At 64.8% G+C, this 24,892-nt stretch carries 23 protein-coding genes; 7 read left to right on the plus strand and 16 right to left on the minus strand.

Features of this window, described 5'->3' with window-relative positions; genetic code table 11:
• The first annotated feature begins 101 nt into the window (after positions 1–101).
• Together AB0L58_RS24105 and AB0L58_RS24110 are read left to right on the plus strand one after the other, a co-directional pair.
• Positions 102–881 (plus strand): GntR family transcriptional regulator, encoded by a 780-nt coding sequence (locus AB0L58_RS24105; protein WP_364389842.1) that lies wholly within the window; start codon positions 102–104, stop codon positions 879–881.
• Between the two features lie 175 nt (positions 882–1,056).
• Positions 1,057–2,010, plus strand: a complete 954-nt coding sequence (locus AB0L58_RS24110) for an oxidoreductase (RefSeq protein WP_364389843.1) — start codon at positions 1,057–1,059, stop codon at positions 2,008–2,010.
• 330 nt (positions 2,011–2,340) lie between these two features.
• Here AB0L58_RS24110 and AB0L58_RS24115 read toward each other — a convergent pair whose 3' ends face one another.
• The 7 genes from AB0L58_RS24115 to AB0L58_RS24145 all read right to left on the minus strand — a co-directional run bounded on the left by AB0L58_RS24115 (position 2,341) and on the right by AB0L58_RS24145 (position 9,825).
• Positions 2,341–3,465, minus strand: a complete 1,125-nt coding sequence (locus AB0L58_RS24115) for a nitronate monooxygenase family protein (protein ID WP_364389844.1) — start codon at positions 3,463–3,465, stop codon at positions 2,341–2,343.
• A gap of 217 nt (positions 3,466–3,682) precedes the next feature.
• Positions 3,683–4,423: a methyltransferase domain-containing protein gene (locus AB0L58_RS24120; RefSeq protein WP_364389845.1), complete on the minus strand. Its 741-nt coding sequence runs from the start codon at positions 4,421–4,423 to the stop codon at positions 3,683–3,685.
• A gap of 57 nt (positions 4,424–4,480) precedes the next feature.
• A complete protein-coding gene (locus AB0L58_RS24125) occupies positions 4,481–5,836 on the minus strand; it encodes a wax ester/triacylglycerol synthase family O-acyltransferase (protein WP_364389846.1) in 1,356 nt (451 codons plus the stop codon).
• Between the two features lie 144 nt (positions 5,837–5,980).
• Positions 5,981–6,628 carry a class I SAM-dependent methyltransferase gene (locus AB0L58_RS24130; RefSeq protein ID WP_364389847.1) on the minus strand — a complete coding sequence of 216 codons (648 nt, stop codon included), beginning with the start codon at positions 6,626–6,628 and terminating at the stop codon, positions 5,981–5,983.
• A gap of 27 nt (positions 6,629–6,655) precedes the next feature.
• Positions 6,656–6,946, minus strand: a complete 291-nt coding sequence (locus AB0L58_RS24135) for a hypothetical protein (protein ID WP_364389848.1) — start codon at positions 6,944–6,946, stop codon at positions 6,656–6,658.
• A 62-nt stretch (positions 6,947–7,008) separates the two neighbouring features.
• A complete protein-coding gene (locus AB0L58_RS24140; RefSeq protein ID WP_364389850.1) occupies positions 7,009–7,947 on the minus strand; it encodes a DMT family transporter in 939 nt (312 codons plus the stop codon).
• A 150-nt stretch (positions 7,948–8,097) separates the two neighbouring features.
• Positions 8,098–9,825, minus strand: coding sequence for a cutinase family protein (locus AB0L58_RS24145; protein ID WP_364389851.1), 1,728 nt, complete (start codon positions 9,823–9,825; stop codon positions 8,098–8,100).
• 250 nt (positions 9,826–10,075) lie between these two features.
• Between AB0L58_RS24145 and AB0L58_RS24150 the strand changes: the two genes are divergently transcribed.
• Together AB0L58_RS24150 and AB0L58_RS24155 are read left to right on the plus strand one after the other, a co-directional pair.
• Entirely contained in the window at positions 10,076–10,534 is a 459-nt protein-coding gene (locus AB0L58_RS24150; protein ID WP_364389852.1) for a hypothetical protein, read from the plus strand.
• Positions 10,450–10,953, plus strand: coding sequence for a hypothetical protein (locus tag AB0L58_RS24155; protein WP_364389854.1), 504 nt, complete (start codon positions 10,450–10,452; stop codon positions 10,951–10,953). Before AB0L58_RS24150 ends, AB0L58_RS24155 begins: the two co-directional genes overlap by 85 nt.
• On the opposite strand, the gene AB0L58_RS24160 is transcribed toward AB0L58_RS24155, so the two are convergent.
• The 3 genes from AB0L58_RS24160 to AB0L58_RS24170 are packed head-to-tail and all read right to left on the minus strand — an operon-like array spanning position 10,887 to position 14,639.
• A complete protein-coding gene (locus tag AB0L58_RS24160; RefSeq protein ID WP_364389856.1) occupies positions 10,887–12,779 on the minus strand; it encodes an alpha/beta fold hydrolase in 1,893 nt (630 codons plus the stop codon). The two genes, AB0L58_RS24155 and AB0L58_RS24160, sit on opposite strands and share 67 nt — an antisense overlap.
• Entirely contained in the window at positions 12,779–13,369 is a 591-nt protein-coding gene (locus AB0L58_RS24165; RefSeq protein ID WP_364389857.1) for a TetR/AcrR family transcriptional regulator, read from the minus strand. Before AB0L58_RS24165 ends, AB0L58_RS24160 begins: the two co-directional genes overlap by 1 nt.
• Positions 13,370–13,406: 37 nt before the next feature.
• Positions 13,407–14,639, minus strand: coding sequence for an MFS transporter (locus AB0L58_RS24170; protein ID WP_364389859.1), 1,233 nt, complete (start codon positions 14,637–14,639; stop codon positions 13,407–13,409).
• A gap of 150 nt (positions 14,640–14,789) precedes the next feature.
• On the opposite strand from AB0L58_RS24170, the gene AB0L58_RS24175 reads away from it, so the two are divergent.
• Complete coding sequence (locus AB0L58_RS24175; RefSeq protein ID WP_364389860.1) at positions 14,790–15,716, plus strand: LysR family transcriptional regulator; 927 nt, start codon at positions 14,790–14,792, stop codon at positions 15,714–15,716.
• Positions 15,717–15,720: 4 nt separating this feature from the next.
• Here the strand turns inward: AB0L58_RS24175 and AB0L58_RS24180 are convergent, their stop codons facing one another.
• On the minus strand, positions 15,721–16,605 hold the full coding sequence (locus tag AB0L58_RS24180; protein ID WP_364389861.1) for an alpha/beta hydrolase: 885 nt from the start codon (positions 16,603–16,605) through the stop codon (positions 15,721–15,723).
• A gap of 59 nt (positions 16,606–16,664) precedes the next feature.
• Between AB0L58_RS24180 and AB0L58_RS24185 the strand changes: the two genes are divergently transcribed.
• A complete protein-coding gene (locus tag AB0L58_RS24185; RefSeq protein ID WP_364389862.1) occupies positions 16,665–17,237 on the plus strand; it encodes an ABATE domain-containing protein in 573 nt (190 codons plus the stop codon).
• A 408-nt stretch (positions 17,238–17,645) separates the two neighbouring features.
• On the opposite strand, the gene AB0L58_RS24190 is transcribed toward AB0L58_RS24185, so the two are convergent.
• The 5 genes from AB0L58_RS24190 to rpsF all read right to left on the minus strand — a co-directional run bounded on the left by AB0L58_RS24190 (position 17,646) and on the right by rpsF (position 23,167).
• Entirely contained in the window at positions 17,646–20,744 is a 3,099-nt protein-coding gene (locus AB0L58_RS24190) for a replicative DNA helicase (protein ID WP_364389864.1), read from the minus strand.
• 703 nt (positions 20,745–21,447) lie between these two features.
• Complete coding sequence (gene rplI, locus AB0L58_RS24195) at positions 21,448–21,900, minus strand: 50S ribosomal protein L9 (RefSeq protein ID WP_364389865.1); 453 nt, start codon at positions 21,898–21,900, stop codon at positions 21,448–21,450.
• 16 nt (positions 21,901–21,916) lie between these two features.
• A complete protein-coding gene (gene rpsR / locus AB0L58_RS24200; RefSeq protein WP_040697505.1) occupies positions 21,917–22,168 on the minus strand; it encodes a 30S ribosomal protein S18 in 252 nt (83 codons plus the stop codon).
• 55 nt (positions 22,169–22,223) lie between these two features.
• Positions 22,224–22,757: a single-stranded DNA-binding protein gene (locus AB0L58_RS24205; protein ID WP_364389866.1), complete on the minus strand. Its 534-nt coding sequence runs from the start codon at positions 22,755–22,757 to the stop codon at positions 22,224–22,226.
• 122 nt (positions 22,758–22,879) lie between these two features.
• A complete protein-coding gene (gene rpsF, locus AB0L58_RS24210; protein ID WP_364389867.1) occupies positions 22,880–23,167 on the minus strand; it encodes a 30S ribosomal protein S6 in 288 nt (95 codons plus the stop codon).
• A 305-nt stretch (positions 23,168–23,472) separates the two neighbouring features.
• Here rpsF and AB0L58_RS24215 point away from each other — a divergent pair, with 305 nt between their 5' ends.
• Positions 23,473–24,864 carry a hypothetical protein gene (locus AB0L58_RS24215; protein WP_364389868.1) on the plus strand — a complete coding sequence of 464 codons (1,392 nt, stop codon included), beginning with the start codon at positions 23,473–23,475 and terminating at the stop codon, positions 24,862–24,864.
• The last annotated feature ends 28 nt before the right edge of the window (positions 24,865–24,892 follow it).

A 24,892-nucleotide genomic window follows, 5' to 3' on the forward strand; every position in this document is an offset into this window, starting at 1 on the left:
TCTACACTGCGCGCTGACCAGTGTTACACAGGTGCAGTCTCGCACAGGACGGCATAGACTGTCTGGGACGTATAAGCACCGAGTCGAAAGGTGGCATCTCGATGGGATCCCGAACGGTAGTCGCCGACGTTGCCGATGAGCTGGCACGCCGGGTTGCCGCAGGGGAATATCAGCCGGGGGATTTGATGCCGTCGGTCCGTCAGGTCGCGGAGGAGTTCGATATGAACCGTGCGACCGCGCAGTTGACCCTCGGCCGGCTGGAATCGTACGGATTCGTCGAGGCACGACGCGGCAAGGGGTTCACGATCCGCGATGTCCGTGAGGCGGGCGGCATCGATGTGTATCGGCATCTCTTCCGTTTCTCGATTCCGATGCCGGATGTGGCCATCGAGATGTTCCACGACATTGTCGAGGTGGAGCGCGGCATCGTGATGGAGGCGCTGCTCGCGTATACCAGCAGCGAACAGGAGATCGATTCGGCCGAACTCAAGGCCGCGATCGATGAACTGGAATCGCTTGCCCGACAGGATGTTCCCGACTTCCGGCAGATCCTCGCCATCGAGGTCGGCTTGGTCCGCCGACTGCTCACCGCACTGGGCCTGAGCATGCAGCGCGCGATCATGAACTCCATCGGCGAGATGGTGCTCGAGGTGCCCGAGGCCGTCGAGGCCTTCTTCGCGGGCGCGGCCGATCTACATGTATTGGTATGGCGTGCGCTGGTCGCGGTGTGGGACTCCGGTTCCGGCCCGTCCGATGCGCAGCTCGCGCTGTTCGAGGATCTGTTCGGGCTGTATCACGACAAGGTGATCGTCCGGTTCGAGGAATTGCTCGATGTCGGGACCGAGGCCGACGAGGATGCGGAGCGCGCGGCGACCGCATGATCGTCCTCGATCCCTGGAAATCTACTGTCTGAGTCATTGTTGGGCGGATATCCCTCAACTCGCTCGGAGAGTGCAGCTTTGCGGCCATCGAGCAAGATCACCGGGTCGACGCGCCGCCTGAGACAGCAATACCCCGCCGAACAGCTCGGTGGGCGCGCTTCACCAGGAGTTCTTTGTGATATCGGTACCAATCCTGCCGCGCCGCTGGACTATTGCGGATATCGCGGATCAGTCCGGCAAGACTGTCGTGGTCACCGGCGCTAATAGTGGTCTGGGCCTGCGCACCGCCGAGGCGCTGGCGAGCAAAGGCGCGCACGTGCTACTGGCCTGCCGCAATCCGCAGAAGGCGGCGACGGCACTGGATGTGGTCACCCTGGTGGCCACGGGGCCGAAACCCGAAGTGCTGCAGCTGGATCTGGCCGATCTCGCCTCGGTCCGGCGAGCCGCCGAACAGATCGACGACACCGTCGGCCGGATCGATCTGCTGATCAATAACGCGGGTGTGATGGCGGTACCGCGCTCGCGCACGGCCGACGGGTTCGACACCCAATTCGGCACGAATCACCTCGGGCACTTTGCATTTACCGGTGCGGTACTGCCCGCACTCCTGCGCACCGAACACCCGCGGGTGGTGACCGTATCGTCGGTGGCCGCATGGGTCGGCGTGATCAATTGGTTCGACCCGAATTGGCAGCGGCTCTATCTGCGCTGGCTCGCCTACAGCCAGTCCAAACTGGCGAATCTGCTGTTCACCGCCGAACTGGAGCGTCGGGCTCGCGCGGCCGGGTCGCACCTACGCGCGGTTGCCGCGCATCCCGGTGTGGCCGCGACCCACCTCTATGACCGCAACGGCGAGAAGGGGGTGAGTGGTGTGTTGGCGGCAATTCCGCAGGCGATTCTGTTCGCGCTGGCCCAGTCCGATCACATGGGCGCACTGCCGCAACTGTATGCCGCCACCGTGCCCGATGTGCGCGGAAACTCTTATGTGGGACCGGGTTTCGAAGTCGCCGGATATCCGCGGCGAGCGCTGCGCAATCCACTTGCCTACCGCCGCTCGACCGCGCGCAGACTCTGGCAGCTCAGCGAGCGGCTGACCGGTGTGCGCTACGACTTCTCGGTGACTTCCTAGCCGGGATCGATATCAATGCGGTGCCGCGGCGAACGCGGCGAGCACGAGCGAGCTGACGATCGTGACGGCAAGTACCGCCAGCACCACCAGATTTCGCCGTTGCGGCTGATCGGCATGCATCAGATTCGGACACTCCGGTTCATTATGTCCGCGACTTCCGCACCGAGGGTTGGTGCAGGGATACATGCCGACCTCCCAAGACTGACGCGAGCGCTCGCACCGTAACAGTGCGAATCATCTGTATACCGCGTGCGCTCCTGGACGGCTACCCAGCCACGGGAGGCCGACGACGCCGCCCCGACGATTCGCGGGGCGGCATCGATGATGTTGCTACAGCGCGCTATTGAGCTTGTTCAGGCGGTCGCACGCCTCCACGTACTCATTGATCAGCCGGGCGATCACATCGGCGGAGCGCTCCACCTTGTTCATCATGCCGACGACCTGACCGACCGGATTGAAGTTCACATCCTTGGCCGCCTCCGGATAGCGGTGCCCACGCTTGACGCCGTCCAGGGCCACCATCATCTGCAGTGGCATAGGCAGCGGATCCGGATTCTCGGGCGCCTCCCAGGCCTCGGTCCAGTCGTTCTTCAGCATGCGGCACGGCTTGCCGGTCCAGGACCGCGAGCGCACCGTGTCGTGGCTGGAGGCTTCGATATAGGTCTGCATCTGCGCGGGCGGCACGTTCGCCTCCTCGACGGTCAGCCACAGCGAGCCGGTCCACGCGCCCGCCGCGCCCATTGCCATGGCCGCGGCGATCTGCCGACCATTGCCGATACCGCCGGCGGCCAGCAGCGGCATATCGCCGATGGCGTCGACCACCTGCGGCCACAGCACCATCGAGGAGATCTCACCGCAGTGCCCGCCGCCCTCGGTGCCCTGGCAGACAACGAAATCCAGACCGGCGCGCTTGTGGTTGAGCGCATGTTTCACCGAACCGCACAGCGCGCCGATGAGCCGTCCCGAGCCCTGGATCTGCTCGATCACATCCGGCGGCGGGGTGCCGAGGGCATTGGCGACCAGCTTGGCCTTCGGATGGCGCAGGATCACCTCGATCTGCGGTGCGACGGTGGTGGCGGTCCAGCCGAGCAGTTGGTTGTGGTGCTCACCGTCGGGCAGATGCGGGACATTGTGGTCGTTGAGCAGCCTCTCCGCGAAGTCCCGGTGCCCCTGCGGAACCAGTTCCGCCAGTTTGGCTTCCAGCTGTTCGGGGGTGAGATCATCGATCCCCTTGCCCTCGTACTTCGACGGGATGACGAGGTCGACGCCGTACACACCGTGCACATGGTCGTCGAGCCAGGCCAGCTCGACCTCCAACTCCTCGGCGGTGAAGCCGACCGCACCGAGCACGCCGAGTCCACCGGCATTGCTGACCGCGGCCGCCACATCGCGGCAATGGGTAAAGGCGAAGATGGGGAATTCGATCCCCAGCCGGTCGCAGATTTCGGTACGCATGGCGTGCTGGTCTCCCTACTTGCTCAGCAGCCGGATCGCAACGGCTGACGAGTGCTGGAACGGGTTGCATATTTGGTCACCGGCCCGCGCTGCCGATTCGGCCGTCCGCCGCAGATATCGCCATGAGGCGGCGGTAGCTTCGTCAGCAGGCGCGGGTACCTGACCTCGAATGTAACACGTTCTAGTTTTCTGGGGATAGCTGTTCCCGACGCCCAGATCAGAGTTCGACGCTGACGAGCCGGTACCCCAGGTCGAGGTGGGATTTGTCGAGCAGCTCGCCATGTCGCCCGGCCCACGCGCCGGTCGCCAGATCGTCCCGGAGTCGGTTCAGTCCGTCCTGGAGCAGCGCCGCCGGTGTCATCGCCAGCATCGACATCCCCGCACGCACGGTTTCATCCAGATACGCCTCGGGTCGCCGCCAGTACGCGCCACCGAACCCGTCTGCGCAATCGTGCGGGACCGGGATCGGCGTGATCGATGCATCGCCGAGCAGTGCGGCCAGACGCGGGAGCGCGACGGCCAGGCTCGCATCGGTATCGGCCGCGGCGGGCAGATAGTCATCGACCAGCCAGAATTCACGGTATACGGTGTGATCCCAGGTGAGGATGACGATGCGACGGCGGGCGATCCGTTTCAGTTCGGCGATGCCGCGGTCGAGGTCGGTCCAGTGGTGCACGGTCAGGATGGCAAGGGCGGCATCGACGGCGTCGGTGTGGATCGGTAGCTGTTCGGCGACGGCCTGTACTGCGGGTGCGGCGCCGGGCGGGCGTTGCGTGATCATCACCGCGCTCGGCTCGACCGCGATCACGGTGGCGGACGGCTCGTAGGATCCGCTGCCCGCGCCGATATTGGCAACGGAGTCCATACCGCGCACCGCGTCATCGATGACCGCGGCGATGCGTGGATCCGGTTGCCTGGTCCGGGCGTACGTCTGACCCGTGTGGTCGTAAAGAGCCATCGTCGCCCGCCCGTCGCCAGTCGATCGCCTCAGCGTATCGACCGGGCTATTCGAGAGTCAGGTGGCGGACTGCTCCAGTTCGGCCAGCGAATTCTCCAGGTGGTCGAGCAGGCTGTGCAGTCGCGGCACGCTGCGGCGGCAGCCGACCAGTCCGAAGTCCAGGCTGTCGACATTGGTAGTGAGGGTGATGTTGACGGCCTGACCGTCGAAGGGAATCGACATCGGATAGGAGGCGTCCAGGCGGGCGCCGTTCCAGTACTGCGGTTCCCTCGGGCCGGGGACATTCGAGATGACGATATTGAACGGCGGATTCGTGAACGACAGCATGCCGGGCAGCAGGGTCAGGGCCAGCGGGCTGAGCATCAAGCCGGATAGCGCCATGGTCTGGACGGGCGAGAGCGAGTTGTAGACCTCTTTACTGCGGCGCATCGATTCGCTCACCACGCGTAGCCGTTCGATCGGATCGGCGATATCGGTGCCGAGATTGCACAGGATCGCGCCGACCTTGACGCCACTGACCTCGGCATCCTCCTCATCGGTCCGCAGCGAGACCGGGACCATGGCGATCAACGGCTTATCGGGTAGCGCATTCTGCTCGATCAGATACGAGCGCAACGCACCGGCCGACATGGTCAGCACCACATCGTTGACGGTCGTGCCGGTCGCCTTCTTGACCTGCTTGACCCGCTCCAGCGGCCAAGAACGGACCGCACACCGCCGGGCGCCGCCGATCGGCACATTGAACATCGAACGCGGCGCTTCGAAGGGCATGGTCAACTGTTGCTGCACCAGTGCGGCCCTGGCTACCCGCAGCACAGCGGGCCCGGAATTGGCAGCCGACAAGAGATTTCGCGCGAGCCCACCGAGCAGCGAGCCGGACGGTTCGGTCCTGCGCTTGGATCTGGGCAGATTCCACGGCACCCGCGTTTCGTTCGCCGTGGGATCGTTCGTGAGCGTCCGTTGCAGCACTCGCTGTGCGGTGACGCCATCGATCAGCGCGTGATGCATCTTCGAGTACAGCGCGAAGCGGCCATCGTTCAGCCCCTCCACGACATGGATCTCCCAGAGCGGGCGGTGCCGGTCGAGTAGTGCGCTGTGCAGGTCGGAGGCCAGTGCGAGCAGTTGCTCGAAGCCGCCTGGACTCGGCAGCGCCGATCGGCGTAGGTGATAGGCGAGTTCGACGTCCTCGGCCTCGGTCCACGCCAGTTGTGGGGCGCCGAGCCAGGTGGCCGGACGCTTGCGGAAGGTGGGGTGAAATTCGTTGTTCGCCAACAATTTCGCATGGGTCAACCGAGCGAAATCGGATCCGGCATCCTCCGGTGCCTCGAATAGTTGTAGCGATCCGACATGCATTGGGTGCTCGCGGGATTCGGCGAGCAGAAATACGGCATCGATCGGAGAAATGAGCTCCATGGTCTGTCGCCCCCTGACGACGATGTGGTGCTGAGGTTTTCGGTGAAAGGAAATCGACCACGATGTCGGTGAGGGTCCGCACAGCCATGTCCCCTGTGCGCTGTCCCCAACCTTACTGAAAGGTGCGGATCGGCGTTTGCCGAATCAGCGATCCTTGACCAGCAGCAAGTAGGCCTGGCGACCCCGCTCGCCGGGATCCGGTTCTCGGACCATCCGGGCGAGCGGCGTGAAACCGGCCTGTTCGGCCAGCGTGGCGAGCCGATCCGGTGACCATCGATAGGCGGTAATCACCTTGTGGTCGAACGGTTCCACCTCCCGGGCAGTGGTGGCCTGGAACGCGAGCAGCGCGTGCCCTCCGGATTCGAGTACCCGATGAAACTCCGCCAACACCGCCGGCATTCGTTCGGGCGGCAGATGGATGGTCGAGTACCACACCAGAATTCCCGCGAGGGCGGCGTCGCCGATATCGAGCTGTTCGAGTGAACCCTCGCCGAAATCGAGTGCCGGATATTGCGCCCGCGCCAATTCGAGCAGTCGCGGTGACAGGTCGATCCCGAAGATATCGAGGCCGAGCCCGGACAGGTGGGCGGTCATTCGGCCTTCACCGCATCCGAGGTCGGCCACGCGGCCGTCGGCCCGCACCAGTTCCGCGAAGGTGCCGAGCATGGCACGGTCGAATGGCTGCGCCGCGAGATGGCCTTCGGCGAATTCCGCGTAGCGGATGGCGTTCTCGTCGTAGGCGGCGCGGGTGCGCGCCACATCTGCGGGAACGGTTCGACTGTTCGCTGTCACCACGACATCATGCACCCACGTGTCGACTCACTCGGCGACGCCCGATTCGATTGCGAGTCGTCGCGACGGCGTGCGGCGCAACAGTTTGTCGAGGTGCAGGGCGGTATCGCAGGTGCCGAGCAGCGCGGCGCCGCCCGCCACGACAAGGACACCGTAGGAACACATTTCGCCGAACCCCACCGACGTCCACATGGCCACCGCGAAGGCGACCAAGACCGCGGTGGCGCCGCGTGCGGTGAGTTTCGCCGCGATGCCGAGGATCAAGCCCATGGCCAGGAGGGTTTCCGTCGCGGTCGCGATGGCGGCGAGCGCGGGCACCGACTGTCGAAGATTATCGGCGGTGCCGGTCTGACCTACCGCGGCCGCCTACTGAGCGCGCTTCAGATTCGGTTGACGGGGGTGACCGGCGTCGCGACCGGCTCCTCCGCGGCGCGGGCGCGGGCGGTGCCGAGGATCGAGCCGAGTATGACCAGCGGGAAGCCGATACCCATACCGATGGTCAGTGGCTCGTCCAGTAGGGATACGCCGAGCAGGATGGCCACCGCCGGATTGATATACGTGATGACCGTGGCACGGGCCGGGCCGACCTCGCTGATCAGCGCGAAGAAGACCAAGAATGCCGCGGCCGTACAGATTGCGGCCAGCCCGAGCACCGACCACGACGCCGCGGCGGTGAAATGCGCGGGCCGACGCAGTACGGCGAAGGGGGTGTAGATCACCGCCGCGAGAATCAGTGATCCGGTGACCACACCGAGTGGCGGCAGATCGGCGAGTGCGCGATTGATGATGACCGGACCGATGGCATAACCGATGGTCGTCAGCCCGATGGCACCGATGGCGGCGGGCTGGGTCAGATCGATATCGAAGCCGACCAGCGCCGCCACACCCGCGAATCCGATGATCAGGCCGATGGTGCGGCGCGCATCGAAGCGATCGTGGGCGAATGAGTGCTCGGGCCACAGCTTCGCGCCGATGCCCTGCACGGGTCTGGACAGGATCACCATTCCGACCAGCGGAACCGCGGCGATCAGCAGCCCGACGGTCGAACTGTTCAACGTGGTCTCCGCGTACCCGATCAGAAACCATGGCCCGGTGATTTCGACCAGGGTGTACAGCAGCAGCGGACGCCACCGCCGGAACACCGGTGTGAGGGTTTTGGTGTAGAGCGCGATCGGCAGCAGGATCAGCGCGCCGAGGAAGGTCCGGCCGAATGCCACCACGATCGGATCGAAATCCTCGACCGCGATCCGGATCATCGCGTAGGGCACACCCCAGATGACGCCCATCGCCAGGAACAGCACCCACCCGCGCCGCGTCATCGCTCCCCCGTCTCACCAGCCATGGCCCTGCTCACTTCCGATCGAATCGGAGCCTATACGAATTCATCCCATCAGGGGATGGCTGGAAAGCGGGATGTCTGTGCAGGCCCGCGACGGCGGTAGCCGTGCGGACCTGCGCTCGCGGTCCGGTCAGGGGCGACTCGACCCGGTCGTAGTGGTCGGGGCCGTGGATTGTGTTGTCGTCGTGGTGGTGGTTTCGGTGACGGCCGGCTTCGGGGGCTGAGCGGTCGTCGTAGTCGGTGGTGTCGTCACTGCCGGTGTAGTCGATGGTGTCGTGGTAGTCGATGGTGTCGTGGTAGTCGATGGTGCCGTCGTAGTCGATGGTGCCGTCGTAGTCGATGGTGCCGTCGTAGTCGGCGGTGCCGTCGTAGTCGGCTGGCTCTTGACTTCCGTCTTCGCGGGGGCGGCGTTGGTGGTCGTCGGTGCCGTCGTTGTGGTCTTGCTCGGTTCGGGGGTCTTGGTTGTCGAGGTCGCTGCCCGGTACGCGGCGGCGAGATCGGCCGACTCCGGCTTGGCGGTCGTATCGACCGGTTGACCCGCCTGCGCCTGCTGCGCCAGATGGGTGAGCCAGGCGGCCGCGTACTCGGCGGATGTCAGCGGCTTACCGTTGTCGGGGTCGGCGTCGCGCCAGTAGTCGAAGTGGTGACCGGTCGCATTGGGGCCGAGCGTGAGCTGGTAAGGGTCGCTCATGATCACCGGGATGGTGTTCTGGTTCGTCACGATCAGACCGATGATCTCGTTGAACACCTTCTGCGGCAGATAGGCCAGCGGCGACATCTCGTTGGTCGCGATCGACTCCGCCTTGGCCGGAGTCTTCGGCGCCTGACCCGGCTGGTATGCCGGATCCGAAACCCTCAGCAGCACTTGCAGAAATGTCTCATCACTCTGCATCCAGTTCGGCTGCGACTGGATATCCGCGAATGCCGCCATCGCGATTCGGCCGAGAGTAACGGCGACGTCCTGTCCGGTCGCCGGGGTGAGTCCGTCGCGTTCCAGTGCGTCGACATTCAACTGCCGCCCCACATTCACCGCCAGCTGCAGCAGTGAAATGTTCTGTGGCGCCGAGCAGGTGAGATCGCCGTCGGAGCAGAACGACGCGATCTTGCCGTTCAGCGCACCGAAATCACCGCTGGTTCCGGGCAGTGCGCCTTGGCCCGATGCGGTTGTCGTGCCGTTCTGATACTTCTGGTCGAAGCCGTCGGGATTGCTGTACGGATCCTTCGCGCCGGGGAACGGTCCCTCGCCCGCCGAACGTCCGGCGTCGGCGAGGATGACCACACCCACGACATCGGCCGGATCGACAATGCCGTAGCCACCATCCTTATCGGCGGTCTGATGTCCGACCGTCATGGCGACGCGGCGCACCACATCGGCGCCCTCGCTGTAGCCGACGATCGAGAACTTGGTGTCCGGGCAGGCCTGTGAGATTTCCCGCATCACCTGTTCGGTATTCGCGACACCGGCGTTGACGGCATCCTCGTAGGTGTCCATATTCGCCGGATAAGCGATGTAGACGGCGGCGTACGACCCGGGATCGACATCGTCGGCCGGTGCGTTGACCACCGGATCGACCCATTGGCTGCTGTGGTCACCGGACAGCGCGGCGGGCAACTCGTTGCCATTGGCATCGACGAGCATCTTCGTGGTCGCGGCGTCCGGCGTATCCCGACGCCCGGCGACCGAAATGGTCACCATGTCGTGACACTCCGTGACGGACGCCCGCAGGCGCGTATCGACGGTTTCGGGCGTCGATGTGAGCGCAACCGAGGCGACGACAATCGCCGCCACCCCCAATGACGCGGGCGCGACGATGGCCGAAGCCATGCGATGGCGCGCGAAGAACTCCCGAAGAGCCATGTCCCGTTCCCCAATCCGAAAACGACAAGTGGACGGACAGGCCCCCCGACAGGCCATGTGTCACGAAGGACGTCGGGCTCGAGGGTCGGATCGTTACCGCGGTGTGGAAATGGTTACAGTCGAGCTGAGTTATATATCACTATTTAACGGCACGCTTGATATAGTTACGTTAGTTAACGGCATGATCGATGTGGTGGTTCCGCGGTGTCAGCGCCGATCCGCTCACTCATCGGGAATCTGCAGGTGAGCGATGCGTGTGGAACTCAGGGGGCCCGATGGCTGTCCGCCGGAATGGGCGATGCTGGCGGACGCGACCGCGGATTTCGCCGTGTCCGGCCGATGGCTGGAGACGATGGGTCCGCTGCTGCCGGGGCAGCCACGCTGGCTGATCGGCACCGTCGACGGCAGCCCGCAGGTCGGATTGCATGCCCGACTGTTGGAAACCGCACCCGCGGAATCTCGCTACGACGTCGGTGCCGTATTGCGCGGTGAAATTCCGGCGTTCGAGCCGCGATCGGTACCGCTTTCCGCATTCGATTCCGAGGCGTTGTACCCGGCTCTGCTGTTCGTATTGCCTGGTTACACCTGCGTGCCCGCCGGGCCGGGTGCTGCCGACTCGCCGTCATGGCGCATTTCTCGCATCCACGGGAGCTGTCGACCACCGCCGTGCGGCAGGCCATCGCCCGGATTCGGAACACCGGTGCGGTGATCCGGGCGCAAGCGCCGCTGGTCGCGCATGTCAACGACGACGCCCGGGTGTGGGCGGACATGTGGCAGCAGCTGGTCTGGCTCGGGGTGATCCCGTACTACATGTTCGTCGAGCGAGATACCGGTGCCCGCAACTACTTCGAAGTGCCCTTGGCCCAGGCTCACGAGATCTATACCGATGCCATTCGCAGCGTATCGGGCTTGGCGCGCACTGCCCGCGGCCCGGTCATGTCCGCCCATCCCGGCAAGGTCCTCATCGATGGCATCACCACTGTCCTCGGCGTCGAGGTTTTCGCGCTACGCCTCCTACAAGCCCGAAACCCTGCCGATGTGGGCCGCCAATTCTTCGCCCACTACGACCCCGCGGCCCGTTGGTTCGACGATCTGATTCCGGCCCTTGGTTCACGCTTTCCTGGCTGAGGTGCTGATCGCTCATCGCGCGAACCGGACGGCCGCGCGCTGCGCGCGGGTGCGGCAATCGCATTCGCCAATTCGTCGGGCCGGGTCAGTTGCGGGTGATGTGCGGCTCCGTCGATGGTGCTGAATTCGGTTCGGGGCGAGAGTGATTCGAGCTGGGCGGGAGTGAGTGGGTCCGCGCTTCCGGTGATCACATGGACCGGTCCGGGATACTGTGCGAGTTTGGTGGCGAGTTCGCCGCGCCAGCGTGCGTTCGTCGTCGCGGCGAATAGTGTGGCGACAGTGGCCGCGACCTTCGCACGCCGCAGATCTTGGACGCTCGATTGCAGCACCGCCGCGTGGTCGGGCGAGCCGGTGAGCCGGTCGGACAGGCTTTTCGGACTGAGTCGACGCAGGTACCAGCGGGTCAGGGGGGTGGCCCGTGCCGAAATCCCGGCGCTCGGCTGGAGAAAGAACGGGGCGACCAGCGTGATCGATCCGACCTTGTCGGGATGTGCGGCCGCGGCCTCGACCACCGCGGCGGCGGCTATGGAGTGACCGACCAGGTGCGCGCCGGGTGTTCGTTCGAGCACTGCCGTGAGCCAGGCGTGCCAGTCACCTCGACCGCCCGCGGACATGCCGAGTCCGGGCAGGTCGAGAACCTGAGCCCGGCCGATGGTCGCCGCGACCGGAGCCCAGGTGTCGGCATTGATCGGCAGGCCGGGCAGCAGCACAGTGGGCGCGTCGGGCATGCCGATCCGGAACGTCCGCACACCGGCGTATTCGTCGAAAGTCCGTGCGGCACGATCGGTTGGCGCCGTACCGAAGCGGTGCGCGGCGAGATGGTCGGCCCAGCGCAGGATCGTGCGGGTGGTATCAGGTAGGTCGAGGCCATGCCTGCGGGCCAATTCGTGCGCCGAAGCCGTGGGATAGCGGTCGGTGGACAGGAAGGTCAGCGTCTCCGGATCGGCCTTCGTCAACCACTGCGGAAGCCGCTTGACCAGCGCGACCGGGATGCGCGTGCGCGGCACCGGCACTCGATAGTGCCGACCGACGTGCGACAGCAGGGTCGGCAGTGCCGGCGTGGCATCGTCGAGCACCCAGTACGCCGCACCGGCGGTGGCGGGATCTGTCGGGAGCAGGGCCATGAAGCGGGTCAGATAGTCGACCGGGATCACCGGCACGAAGGTGCGGGAGTTACCCGGCAGTGCCGCCGCGGTGCCTTGCCAAATCTCCTTCATGCTCGCCGCGAGGCCCAATTGCTGATCGGATTCACCGGTGCTGCTCGGCCCGATGACGGTGGGCGGATTGACAATCGACCACGGCACGCCGAGTTCGTCGGCGGCGGCCTGGCATACCGCGTCGCCTTCCACCTTCGACGCCTCGTAGGCACCGAGACGGCGATGGGTTCGCTGTACCCGCTCCGGGCTCCACGGCACGGTGCTCGGGTCCTGACCGCCGACTCGGTAGCCGGAGACGTAGACGAGCCTGGACAGCCGAGGCAGCCGCGCTGCGAAGGACACCACCGCGCGGACGCTGTCGACATTGCCGTGCCGTGCCTCGTCCTTCGTCATACCGAATCGGTAAGCGCCCGCACAGTTGTAGACCTCGGTGATATCCGCCCACGTCGACTCTTCGCCCGGAACCAGGGGATCGGCCTCGAAGTCGACGATCAATTCGGCGGGAGCTGTCCGGCATCCGTGATCGGTCAACCAGGTGGCCAGCACCGCGAACGATTCGTGGCTGCGGACGGCGGCGGTGACGCGAACGCCGGCCTGGTCCAAGGTGAGGATCAGATTGCGGCCGACAAAGCCGGTGGCTCCGAATACGAGCGCATGACGTGCGGTCATCACACGACCGTCCCGGGCCGGTCGAGCAGCGCCGCGAGCATCTGGGCCGTACTGTGCAACGGCTCCACATCGCGTTTGGCGCGCGCCACGATCACCGCGCCTTCGACCGCGCTGACCGTCGCGGTCGCCAGCGTGCGCGCCGCTGCCTCCGAGTGCCCTGCCGCGATCAGATATTCGCGCACCGGCGCGATCCACGATTCGAACGCCGCGGCACATACGGCACGCAGTCGTTCGCTGTGCGCACCCATCTCCAGAGTGACCACCGAAACCGGGCACCCGAGCTGAAAATCGCTGTCCGCGACCAGCTCGGCCAACACCGCCACGACCTGCCGGATCACCTCCCCCGGTGATGCCCCCGGCCCCGTCGTCTCGTCCAACAGGGTCCGAAACCGCTGCGCCGCCAACTCGATCGCCTGCGCACCGAGCTGCTCCTTCCCCTCCGGAAAGTGAAAGTACAACGACCCTTTCGGCGCTCCCGCATGCTCCACGACGGTGTTCAAACCGGTCCCGCTATACCCCCGCGCCTGGATCAGCTCCAGCATCGACTCCACCAACTGCCCACTCGTCTGAGCACCTTTGGACGTAACCATAAAGCCAGAATAGACCGGTCTATAGATTTTGCAATGCCTACCCGTCGCCGGAGAGCACCGGCTCATCATTCGACGGCACCGGTTCGGGCCTGGCGACATGTCGCGGCAGCAGCAACGGCGTGCCGAGGAGTAGCACCCCGGCCAGCGCGATGGCTGTGCGCGGGCCGGTGAGCTGTGCCAATAGACCCCACATCACAGTGATGGCGGCGATGCCGAAGCTGCTGGTGATCGACCACGCGGCGAGGACCCGGGCGTGGCGATCGGTATCGGTGTTATTCAACCGATAAGCGGCGAAGACGGAGTTGAAGATGCTCGCGCAGCTGATCAGCCCGAACTCGGTGACCATCACGATCGCCAGCCCGGCCGCGCCCGGCCGGATGAATGCCAGCCCGAGCGGCCAGCAGGCACGTAACGTGCCGAGGACCAGCAGCACGTTCTGTTCGCCGAAATGCGAAACGATACGGCGGGCGAGTCGTGACCCGATCAGGCCACCGAGGCACGGAACAGCGAATGCCAGCCCGTACTCCCAGACCGGGAACCCCAAGTGCGCGAGCATCAGCACCGACAACAGCGGTTCCGCGGCCATGATCAGCCCGTTGACCAGGATGGTGTTCACGAAGAGTCGACGCAGTGTGTGGTGGGTCAGGATGTAGCGCCACCCCTCGACAATGTCGCTCGACCGATGCGTTCGGGTCTTCCGCGGGGGCTGCTCGAAGTCCCGGATCGCGGTGATGCCGAGCGCTGAGAGCAGGTAGCTCACCGCATCGACAACAACCGTGGTCACCGGCCCCAACAACCCGATAGCGGCGCCACCCACCGGCGGTCCGATGACCGTGGCCGACCAAGTGGTGGACTCGAAACGACTGGTGGCCACCAAGAGTCGGTCGGCCGGGACGATGGTCTTCAGGTAGGCGCCACTGGCGGCGGTGAACGCGATCTTCGCCGCGGCGGTGACGACGGAGACCGCCAAGAGCTGCGCGAAAGACAACCCACCCAGGCAGTAGGCGAGCGGTATGGATGCCAACGCCGCGAAGCGGATCAGGTCCGTGGCGATCATCACCGGCCGTTTGGCGCGAAATTCCATCCACGGCCCGAGCGGGACCGCCAGCAGTGCCCCGATCGCCAGTCCGGATGCCGACAAGGCCGCTACTTGCGCCGAACCAGCGTCGAGGACGGTGATGGCGACAACCGAAAATGCGCCGAACCCGAGTCCGGTCCCGTAAGTGCTGACCGCGTAGGCGGCCCACAGCCACCCGAATGCCGGACCCAAGTTCGCCCTCCGCCACATGTTCAGCACCTGCTCCATCTCCCGGACAACCCGCTGTTGTCCGGGAGATTGAAGCCGGTCGATGCGTGCCGGCACCAACAACGGATCATGCGGAGTGTCACAACTTTTCGTTGTGGGAGTAGGTTTCCGCTCGTGGAGCTCGATGCGGTTCGTACCTTTGTCGCGGTTGTCGAGACCGGCCAGTTCCAAGCCGCTGCCGACGATCTGGGCATCACCCAGCAGGCCGCGTCGAAACGAGTAGCCACGCTGGAGCGAGAACTCGGCGTTCAGCTCTTCACGCGGATCGCCAGGGGGGTGCGGCTGACCGTCGACGGGCAAGCCTTGCTACCGCATGCCCGGGAAATCCTTCGTGCCGCCGAACGCGCCACCGCGGCGGTGACACCGGGGCGCAGGGCGCTGCGCATCGACGTCGTGAGCCGCAGGATCGCCCCCTCCACCATCCTCTACGCCTTCTACCAGCAACATCCGGACATCGAACTCGATGTCGTCACCCTGACCAACTTCGATGCGGAGTCGGCGTTGGCCGAGATCGGTTCGGGCACCGTTGATGCCACCTTCAGATCCCTGCGAGGCCGCAGCGTTCCGAACGGACTGCGGTCCGCGCGAGTGATCGACGACCGGCACGAACTGCTGGTCGGCCCACGGCACCCATTGGCGAACACCAAGACCGTGACGCTGGCCGAACTCACCGATCACCCCATCTGGATGCCCGGCATGTCCGACGCCGAACCGATCGGCTACTACGAAGATCTGGCGACCGCATTCGGACTCACCATCGACACGATCGGGCCGATGTTCGGCATCGAAGCGCTCCTCGCCGAACTCGCCGACTCGACCCGACTCGCCACCTTCGTCGGCGAAGGCTCCCGATACCTCTGGCCGGAAAGCTATGATCTGCGCCGAATCCCCGTCGTCGACCCGACCCCGGTCTACCCGCTCTCCGTCATCTGGCGAGCGGATAATCCGCACCCGGTGCTCGCGAACTTCCTCGACTACCTCCACATCAGATACCGAACGACATCCACCGCCGATATATGGGCCCCGGACTGGGCGCGCTGAACCGCTATCCGAAGAACTCGCACAGGTGAGCCGCGACGAGATCGGGCTGTTCCTCGGCGAGATAGTGGCCGCTATCCGGGATTTCGATGGCAAGCACGTCGGTCGCTCGCTCGGCGAGACTGTCGAGGATGTCGGTATGGCCCGAAAAGTACAGTGCGGCAACGGGCATCGCCAGTTTCGCATACGACCGGCCGTCCTCGATGTCCTGAGTGAAACCCTGATACCAGCCGTTGGCGGCGCGAATCGACTCGGGACGCGAGTAGGCGTGTGCGTACACCGCGCGGGCCTGTTCGTCGATGGCGTTGGGATTGTGCAGATTTCGCTGGCACAGGTAGTCGACGAGCTGCCTGCCGCGTCCGGCCAGCAGCTGTTCGGGTAGTTCGGCGACCTGATTGAAGGCGAACCACCAGCGCTGCCGGCCACGTTCCCCGGGTCCGGGCAGCAGACGGAGGTCGTAGAGCCGATCATCGGGATGCGGCTCCTCCAGCAGCGCCAGCCTGCGCACGGTTTCCGGGTGGTTGGCCGCCAGGCTGAAGGCCACCATCGAGCCGATATCGTGTCCGGCGACGTCGACGGTCGAGTAGCCGAGGTGCCGCACCAGTTGGTGGATGTCCTCGGCCATCGTCTTCTTGTCGTAGCCGTGGCCCGGAGTGTCCGAGGAGCCCATACCGCGCAGGTCGACGGCGACGACCCGGTGTCGGCGCGCGAGCAGCGGCATGATCTTGCGGGCCTGCCACCAGGTTTGCGGCCAACCCGGCAGCAGGATCACCGGCGTGCCCGCCCCGCCCGCGACGTAGTGCAGCCGAATGCCGTTGATCTCGGCGTAGTGGCTGCGAAAGTCTCCCGAGAGTGACTGTGCCAGTTCTGCATCCGTGACTGCATCGACCATGCGAACCACTTTAACCGGTTCTTTCCGAACCAGTCAAAGTGGTTCCATAGACTGGGGTCGTGTGGTTATTTCGTGAGGGATCCGGTCGAATCTGCCTCGACTACGTGCGGACGTTGCGTCATCGCGGCGCGCCCGCCGAGGTCGAGGAGTTGAGCGATCCGGCGACGCTGACGGCGTGGGTCACGCAATTCGGCCCGTGGGACCGGATGGCCGCGACACCTGATATTCGCGCCGTCGAGTCCGCGCGAACGTTGCGGGAGGCCATCTTTCGCGTGGTCGAACTGGCCCGCACTACCAAGGGAGCGGTACGCCCGTCCGACCGGGACCGCGCCGTCATCAACAAGGCGGCGAGCCGACACGTCCCGATCCCGAGTCTCGACGAGCACGGGGAATTGCGGTGGGCAGCTCCCGATCCGATCGCGGCGGTTCTGGCGACGGTGGCCCGGGACGCGCTCGATCTGGTCACTTCGCCGACCGCCGCCCTGATACGGCGATGTGCGGGCGAGAGTTGCCAGGCCTATTTCGTCGACCTGTCCCGCCCGGGAAACCGACGCTGGTGCTCGATGGATACCTGCGGCAATCGCGCCAAGAAGCGCAACCTGCGGGCCCGGGAGATGCATACGCCGACCTAGCCGATTCGTCGCTCGTAGCACGGTGACATGCCTGTCGTGCCGGTTCGAGTCGCCGCGGGTGTGGTCGATATCGAGGGCCACCCATACCTTCCTCGGCATCCCCTGCCTGGTACCAGCCGCCCGTCCCGCTCGCCGGGAAATCCACGCCTTCCTGTGCGGCCATTTGCACCCGACTCCGGACGGCATCGATGGGTGAGATCGCGCCGGATCCGCATCACCGACGGGCCGATCAACTCCCCCGGCACTTCCTCAGCCGGTCTCACCATGCGGGCTGGGGTTGCTTTCCTACAACGCCGCGAGAGGATCCGTCGCAGAAGACTGTCGAAGCCATTCATCGGCGCGAATCCGCACCGCGGTGCGGGCCTAACTCGAAGACGATCGCCCAAGCATGCCCATCCGAAATGCGTACTAGCCCCGGGCCATATCCACGAACCGGCTCAAATGCAGTTGGTGCGCAACGGTAATCGTGGCAGTCGGACCATTACGGTGTTTACCGACAATAAGGTCGGCTTCACCACCGCGTGGGTCATCCCGCTCGAACGCATCCGGCCGGTGGAGGAGGATAACCATATCGGCATCTTGTTCCAGCGAATTATGCACTGAGATTCCTTGTGCCACAAAGTTATTCGTTCCCGGGACCGTGCCATCGTAGACGTCTTGTTCGCCCAGGCTGGTGATTTCGGCAACCTTGTCCCAGAACACATCGTTGGTAGCCAGCATTTCGATATCGGCGTCATCGAAGACGGCGGCGACCCGGGCGAGACGGGCACGGCTGGGTGAGCGCTTCCGCATGGTGGAGCCGCAGAAGCGAGAATCCATGGCGGCCGAGAACTCTCGGTGAGTCATGTGCTTGGTGGCCAGCAGACTGCGGACCTGGGTCCAGACTTCTTTGGGAACGGTGTCGACGTTCGTGTTGCGCGATATCGGTTCCAGTTCGGTGAGGGCCGATTGCGCAGCCCGTCCACGTGCACCGTGGACACCGATGTCGCGCAGGAAGACCGTCTGATTGTCCGCCCCATCAATCGTGAGGTGCCAACAGTCGCGATAGCCCGCCTTGTGGACCCGCTTGATTCGTGCGTGCACGCTCAGACGCAGCAGTAGTTGCGCTATGTCGTCGATAAGGCGACGGCTGGTGGAGGCGTAGTAGACGCGAGCCTGACGTCCTTTGGCATCCCAGCGCACTGAACCGTCGGTGGCCCACAGGTGCTTCAGAAACAGTGCGACCTGATCGTTCGGTAACGAGAACACCTGCTGTGGAACGAACTTCTCGTAACTTCGCAGCCCGAAGAGCCCGAGTTCGTCGAGCCACGCGGCGATCGGATTGCGCTTACCGTGCGTGAGTCGATACGGCGCCGGCAGTCGGAGAGTCGTGACACGCGCAGCCGCGTACTCGTCCCGCACGGCGGTCACACCGAAGTGCAGCGCTGCCGCGGTCACCGCAGTGAGGTTCTCCTCGTCGATGCTCGCGTAACGGATCGGCTGGCGTTTGACGCAGGAGCCGTCACCGATCATGTGTGCCAACAGGATTACCTCGGCATCGACCATCCGAGTCGTCTGCACGGGCTCGGGGACAATGCGGGGTGTCGCGAGGCGGTCACCGACCGACAGCTTTTCGAGCGGGATCCAGCCGTCGACCGTCAGGAACGGGTGGTTGCCGGTGGCGTCCACAGTCCGCCCGGATGCCAGACGGAGCCGGAACACTTCCTTGCGTCCGCTCGGAAAGACCTTCACCATCGGCCGCGCGACCATGCGCATGCGCTCATCCAGCGACCACACCAGTGGCTGTTCGCCGCTTGCGAGGAGCTCCCCGATAGTCGTCTCCCCGCCGTTGTCCGCCCGTAGGATTCGGGTCGAGGCAGGCAGGCATCCGGATTCACGGAGGTCGGAGACCATGGGGCGCTTGTCGGTTCGCTGTTCGGGGCCACGGTTCAGCTGACTGATCGCGATTACCGGAACTTCGAGTTCTTTGGCGAGCAGTTTCAGGTTTCGGGAGAAATCCGAGACTTCTTGCTGTCGGGATTCGACCTTCTTACCCGAGGTCATCAGCTGGAGGTAGTCCACCACAACGAGTTTCAGGTCGTGGCGCTGCTTGAGTCGACGCGCCTTGGCACGAATCTCCATCATGGTGAGGTTCGGCGAATCGTCGACGAACAGCGGGGCCTCGCTGATCTCACTCATCCGCCGAGCCAATTTGGTCCAGTCGTCATCGCTCATACGCCCGGAGCGCATATCGCCGAGCTTGATCTTCGCCTCAGCGGAGAGCAAGCGCATGACGATTTCGGTGCGGCTCATCTCCAGCGAGAAAATGACGCTCGCCAGACCATGTTTGATCGAGCAGCTGCGCATGAAATCCATGCCGAGCGTGGAGTTGTGCGTCGGCACCATCGACTCCCCGGCGAGGTACAGATGGTCGGTGTTGTCCACCTCGACACATCGCACCGGGACGGTGTCGATCTTTCGCACATCCACGATGTGCCTGGCGGCCGAACGAGCGGTGGTCGGCACGAGATGGTTCGGGCTGTCGTCGGCGAGGTGCACGCTGTGGACGATTTCGCCAGTTGTGCGCACCGCGGCGATACGAGCACCCGCAGCCCCGGCAATGGTGAGCCACTGATGTTGCTCGTCGGCGACGATCACCGTGCCGTCGGAGAATTCGACCTCGTAGCACGGCCGTTCGGTCAGCACCTCGGTCGCGGCGAGGGCGCGGGTGGGGCGACCGTGGGCGTCGAGGAGTTCGTCGCCGACGCGGACCTCGCCCATGGTGGTCCAGCCGGTAGGGGTGGGCAGGGGCGTGTCGAGGGCCAGCGCCTTGCCGACACCGGGACGGGCCGCGACGATGATCATTTGGCCGGGGTGCAGGCCGTTGGTGAGTTCGTCGAGTTCGGTGAATCCGGTGGGGACGCCGAGTGAGATGCCGCCACGGGAGGCGATGGAGTCGATTTCGTCCATCGTCGGCTGCAGAAGTTCCTCGAGCGGGAGGAAGTCCTCGGTGGTGCGCCGTTCGGTGACCTCGTAGACCTCGGCCTGGGCGCGGTCTACGACCTCGGCGATGTCCTGGCCGTCGGCGCCCGCGTAGCCGTATTGGACGATGCGGGTGCCGGCCTCGACGAGGCGGCGCAGAATCGCCTTCTCGGCAACGATTTCGGCGTAGTACCCGGCGTTGGCGGCGGTGGGGACGGTCTGGGTGAGGGTGACCAGATAGGGCGCGCCGCCGATGCGCTTGAGTTCGCCGCGGCGGTCCAGACCCGCGGCGACGGTGACCGGGTCGGCGGGTTCGCCGCGGCCGTACAGATCGAGAATGGTGTCGTAGACCGCCTGGTGGGCCGGGCGGTAGAAGTCGCCGGGACGCAGCACCTCGACGACATCGGCGATCGCGTCCTTGCTCAGCAGCATGCCGCCGAGCACGGACTGCTCGGCCGCCATATCGTGCGGGGGCTGTCTGCCGAAGTCCTCACCGGGCGGTTCAGGCGGGTAGTCGGTATGCCCGCGGTCATCGGTGGTGGTCACCAGACTCGACCGTCCTCTCTCGCCACTGCAGGCCGCTCGAAGCGCCTACCCGCCGACCCTTTGATCATTCGTTGTACTCCCGGGCTACGACACATTCGGCAGCGCACCGCGGTCGAAAGACCTCGCTAGCGGGCCTCACCTGCGGTTCCAGCAAACCGCCGCGGCAGGTGCCGAATCATGCCGTTCCGGGTGGTGCGTGCATGATGTTCCGACGAACCTAGGCGACCCGATGGGCAGTCGCCAAACCGTACTGTGCACACACCTGTGGATAAGTTGGGGACTGTTTACCTGGTGTTGTGCACCCCCTGTGTACAACTTGGGGAAAACCCAGGTCACACCGCTCAAATGTGCTGATAGATATCGATTTCTTGATCTATCCACGTGTGGATGAATGAAGTGCGGCGTGTCGGTCTAGTTCAACAGCCGGGCGTGTTGGGGGTAAACAGCACGTTCGGTGGTTATGGCGTAGATCACATTGCGTCCGGTCGGTTTTCTCGACGATCCACAAGCTGAATAACCGGTGGTAGAGCCGATAGCAGCGGGTTGCCGAGAATGGTCCAGATCACCGTCGCGGTCGCATCGCAAATATTTGGCTATTTCTCTGGAAGGCGCAGCTCACTCAGGCCGCGATCGCATATGGATCGATGCAGCACAGCCGAAGGCCACCCTTGTGCCGAAACACAAGAGTGGCCTTCGGAGGAACTCAGTTCGCGGCGACCTGCAGGTCGAACTTCGCGACCACATCGGGGTGCAGGTGCACCACGACGTTGTGCTTGCCAACCGTCTTGATGTGCGACTTGGGCAGCTCGATGCTGCGCTTGTCGACGACCGGCCCACCGGCCGACTTGATGGCGGCGGCGACGTCCGACTGGGTGACCGAGCCGAACAGCTTGCCGGTGCCTGCGGTCTTGACCGACAGCGAGACCGACGCCAGACCCTCGATGGCCTGCTTCAGCTCATTGGCGTGATCCAGGTCGCGCACCTTGCGCGCGTCCTGTGCCCGACGGATGCCCTCGACCTGCTTCTGCGCGCCACGGGTGGCCACGATCGCCAGGCCGCGGGGCAGCAGGTAGTTGCGGCCGTAGCCGTCCTTGACCTCCACGGTGTCACCGGGGGCACCGAGGTTGTCCACATCAGCAGTAAGAATCAACTTCATTGCGATGTCTCCCTTCTCAGCGAGCCGTCGACACGTAGGGCAGCAGGGCCACCTCACGCGAGTTCTTCACGGCAACGGCGACGTCGCGCTGGTGCTGCACGCAGTTGCCGGTGACCCGGCGAGCGCGGATCTTGCCGCGATCACTGACGTACTTCCGCAGCAGGGCGGTGTCCTTGTAGTCGATATTGACGGTGCCGGACTTGGCTTCCTTGCAGAAGGTGCAAGCCTTCTTCTTCAGCACCTTTTCGCGCGCGGGCGCTTTAGGCATGGTTACTCCGTAATAAGTGATGGCCCAAAAACATTCAGGCCGATGTAAGCCGTTCTCAGAACGGCGGTTCGTCGTCTACGCGGCCGCCCCCGAAGGAGCCCGCCGCGGGTGCGCTGCCCCACGGGTCGTCGTCGGCGCCGGAACGGCTGCCGCCGCCACCACCGGCAGGAGCGAAGTTGCCACCGCCGCCACCGGAACCGAAGCCGCCGCCACCCCCGCCGCCGCGGCTGGCCTTGGCGACCTTCGCGGTGGCGTAGCGCAGCGAGGGTCCGACCTCGTCGACCTCGAGCTCGACGACTGTGCGCTTCTCACCCTCGCGGGTTTCGTAGGAGCGCTGCTTCAGTCGTCCGCTCACGATCACGCGGGCGCCTCGGGTCAGGCTTTCGGCGACATTCTCCGCAGCTTCACGCCAGATGTTGCAGCGCAGGAAAAGCGCTTCGCCGTCTTTCCATTCGTTCGAATTACGGTCGAACACGCGGGGAGTCGATGCGACGGTGAAATTCGCCACCGCAGCGCCCGCGGGCGTGAATCGAAGTTCGGGATCGGCCGTCAAGTTTCCGATGACGGTGATGACCGTGTCGCCTGCCATGTGGTTCCTCCTGCTCGGTATGCAGTCCGCAGTGCACCTGTTGCGCTGTGTTTACCCACCCCGTCGGCTTCGCCGACCTGCCGTCCCTAGAGCCTAGAGACAGGCACCGACGCAATCGAGGGTCACTTGCCGTGGCGCAGAACCTTGGTGCGCAGCACCGACTCATTGAGACCCAGCTGGCGGTCGAGCTCGCTCACGGTGGCGGGCTCGGCGGTCAGATCGACCACCGCGTAGATGCCCTCGGCATGCTTGGCGATCTCGTAGGCGAGCCGGCGGCGGCCCCAGATGTCGACCTTGTCGACCTTGCCGCCATCGGTCTTGACGACGCTCAACATGTTGTCCAGCGACGGACCAACAGTGCGCTCGTCCAGGCTCGGATCGAGGATGACCATCACTTCGTAATGACGCACGGACCAATCACCTCCTGTGGACTAGGAAACGGCCACGGACGGTCCGTGGCAGGAGGGTCGTTGCGTCAGCAACCCGACAAGGCTACATGAACGCCCCGTTGAGCAGCGCAAGCTCCCCCACGATTTCCTTGGCAACCGCTGATTTCGTACGTACACGGGTAACTCGCCGGGTACGTACTGCATTCGACCCAACGGCCGACCGCCGGCCCGCGACGCGGCTGTCGTGGCACTGACGACCGGTAAAAGGCTCGGGGAGGCGGGGGAGCCGCGGGCGCGGTCTGCCGCAGCCACCTAGTCTGGTCGGCATGCCGACCCGACTGGCCGCCAGCGACACGATCGCGGGCCGCGCGCAGCGCACCACAGTGCTGGCTGCGGTGGTGGTGTTGCTGTGCGGGCTCACGCTGGCGCTCGCGTATGCGAACAAGGCGCGATGCGCCGGCGCGCCGTTCGCCGAGAACGGTCGCAGTGCGGTCTTCGATGTGATCAAGGATTCGGACGTCTGTTATTCCGATATCCAATTCCTGTGGCTCGGGCGCGATATCGATCAGCACGTCTTTCCGTATGTCGACGGTGGCATTACCGACGACGGCATGCTGACCGGCGGCGCAGTCGAATATCCCGTGCTCAGCGGCGTGTTGATGTGGCTCGGCGCGGTCGGCGCCGATAACGACGCGGAATTCCTGCTGCATTCGGCCTTGCTGTTGGCGCCGTTCGCACTGTTGACCGCCTGGTTGCTGGTCCGGTTGGCGGGGCGGGCGGCGCTGCTGTGGGCGGCGGGGCCGCCGCTGGTGCTCTACGCATTCCACAACTGGGAGCTGCCCGTGGTCTGCACGGCGGTCGCGGCGGTGTATGTGGTGACCGCGCTGACCAGGTATTCGTTGCGTACCAGGGGAATTCTGGCCGCTGTGCTGCTCGGTATCGGTTTCTGCCTCAAGCTGTATCCGGGCATCTTCGTGCTGCCGCTGCTGGCCTATGTGCTCACCGGCGGTCAGCGCGATATCGACGATCCGACGCCGACCCGATTCGATGTGCGCGGTGCGTTGCTGACCGCCGCCGCGGCCGTCGGCACGGTGGTCGTGGTGAATCTGCCATTCGCCGTTGCCGGTTACGACGGCTGGCGCGCATCGATCACCTTCCAGCAATTGCGCCAGGCCGATATCACCACCAATTCCATTTGGTACTGGGGGCTTCGACAGCTGTTCGGTCAGGATACCGACGGCGAGAACGTATTTCAGCATGTGGTCTCGATCGCCTCGCCGACGCTGGTGCTGACCTCCTTCGCGCTGGCAATGTGGTTGGGCTGGAAGCGATTCACGATGACCGGCACTTTCCCGTGGATCGGGGTCAGTGGCGCGATGCTGTGCGGATTCCTGCTGTTCCACAAGGTGCATTCGCCGCAGTACACGCTGTGGTTGGTGCCGTTCCTGGTTTTGCTCGAGGTGCCGTGGGCGGTGATCGGCGGGTATCTGATCGCCGATGCGGCGATCGGGATCGGTGTATTCCGGTATTTCTATTCGATCGGATCCGGCAACTCGGTGGATTCGATGGAGAACATCGTGCAATTCGGCGTCTGGGGACGTGCCGCCCTGCTCGTGGTGTTCTTCTTCCTGTTCGTGCGCGTGCTGCCGCGCGGAACCCGACCCGAACCGCCGCCGATACCGCGGTTCGAACCCGGCAGCCTCGTCCCCGTGGCCTAGTACCGAATTCCTTCCCTGACGCCGGCCG

This window comes from Nocardia sp. NPDC052112 (assembly GCF_040680135.1).
Taxonomy (GTDB): domain Bacteria; phylum Actinomycetota; class Actinomycetes; order Mycobacteriales; family Mycobacteriaceae; genus Nocardia.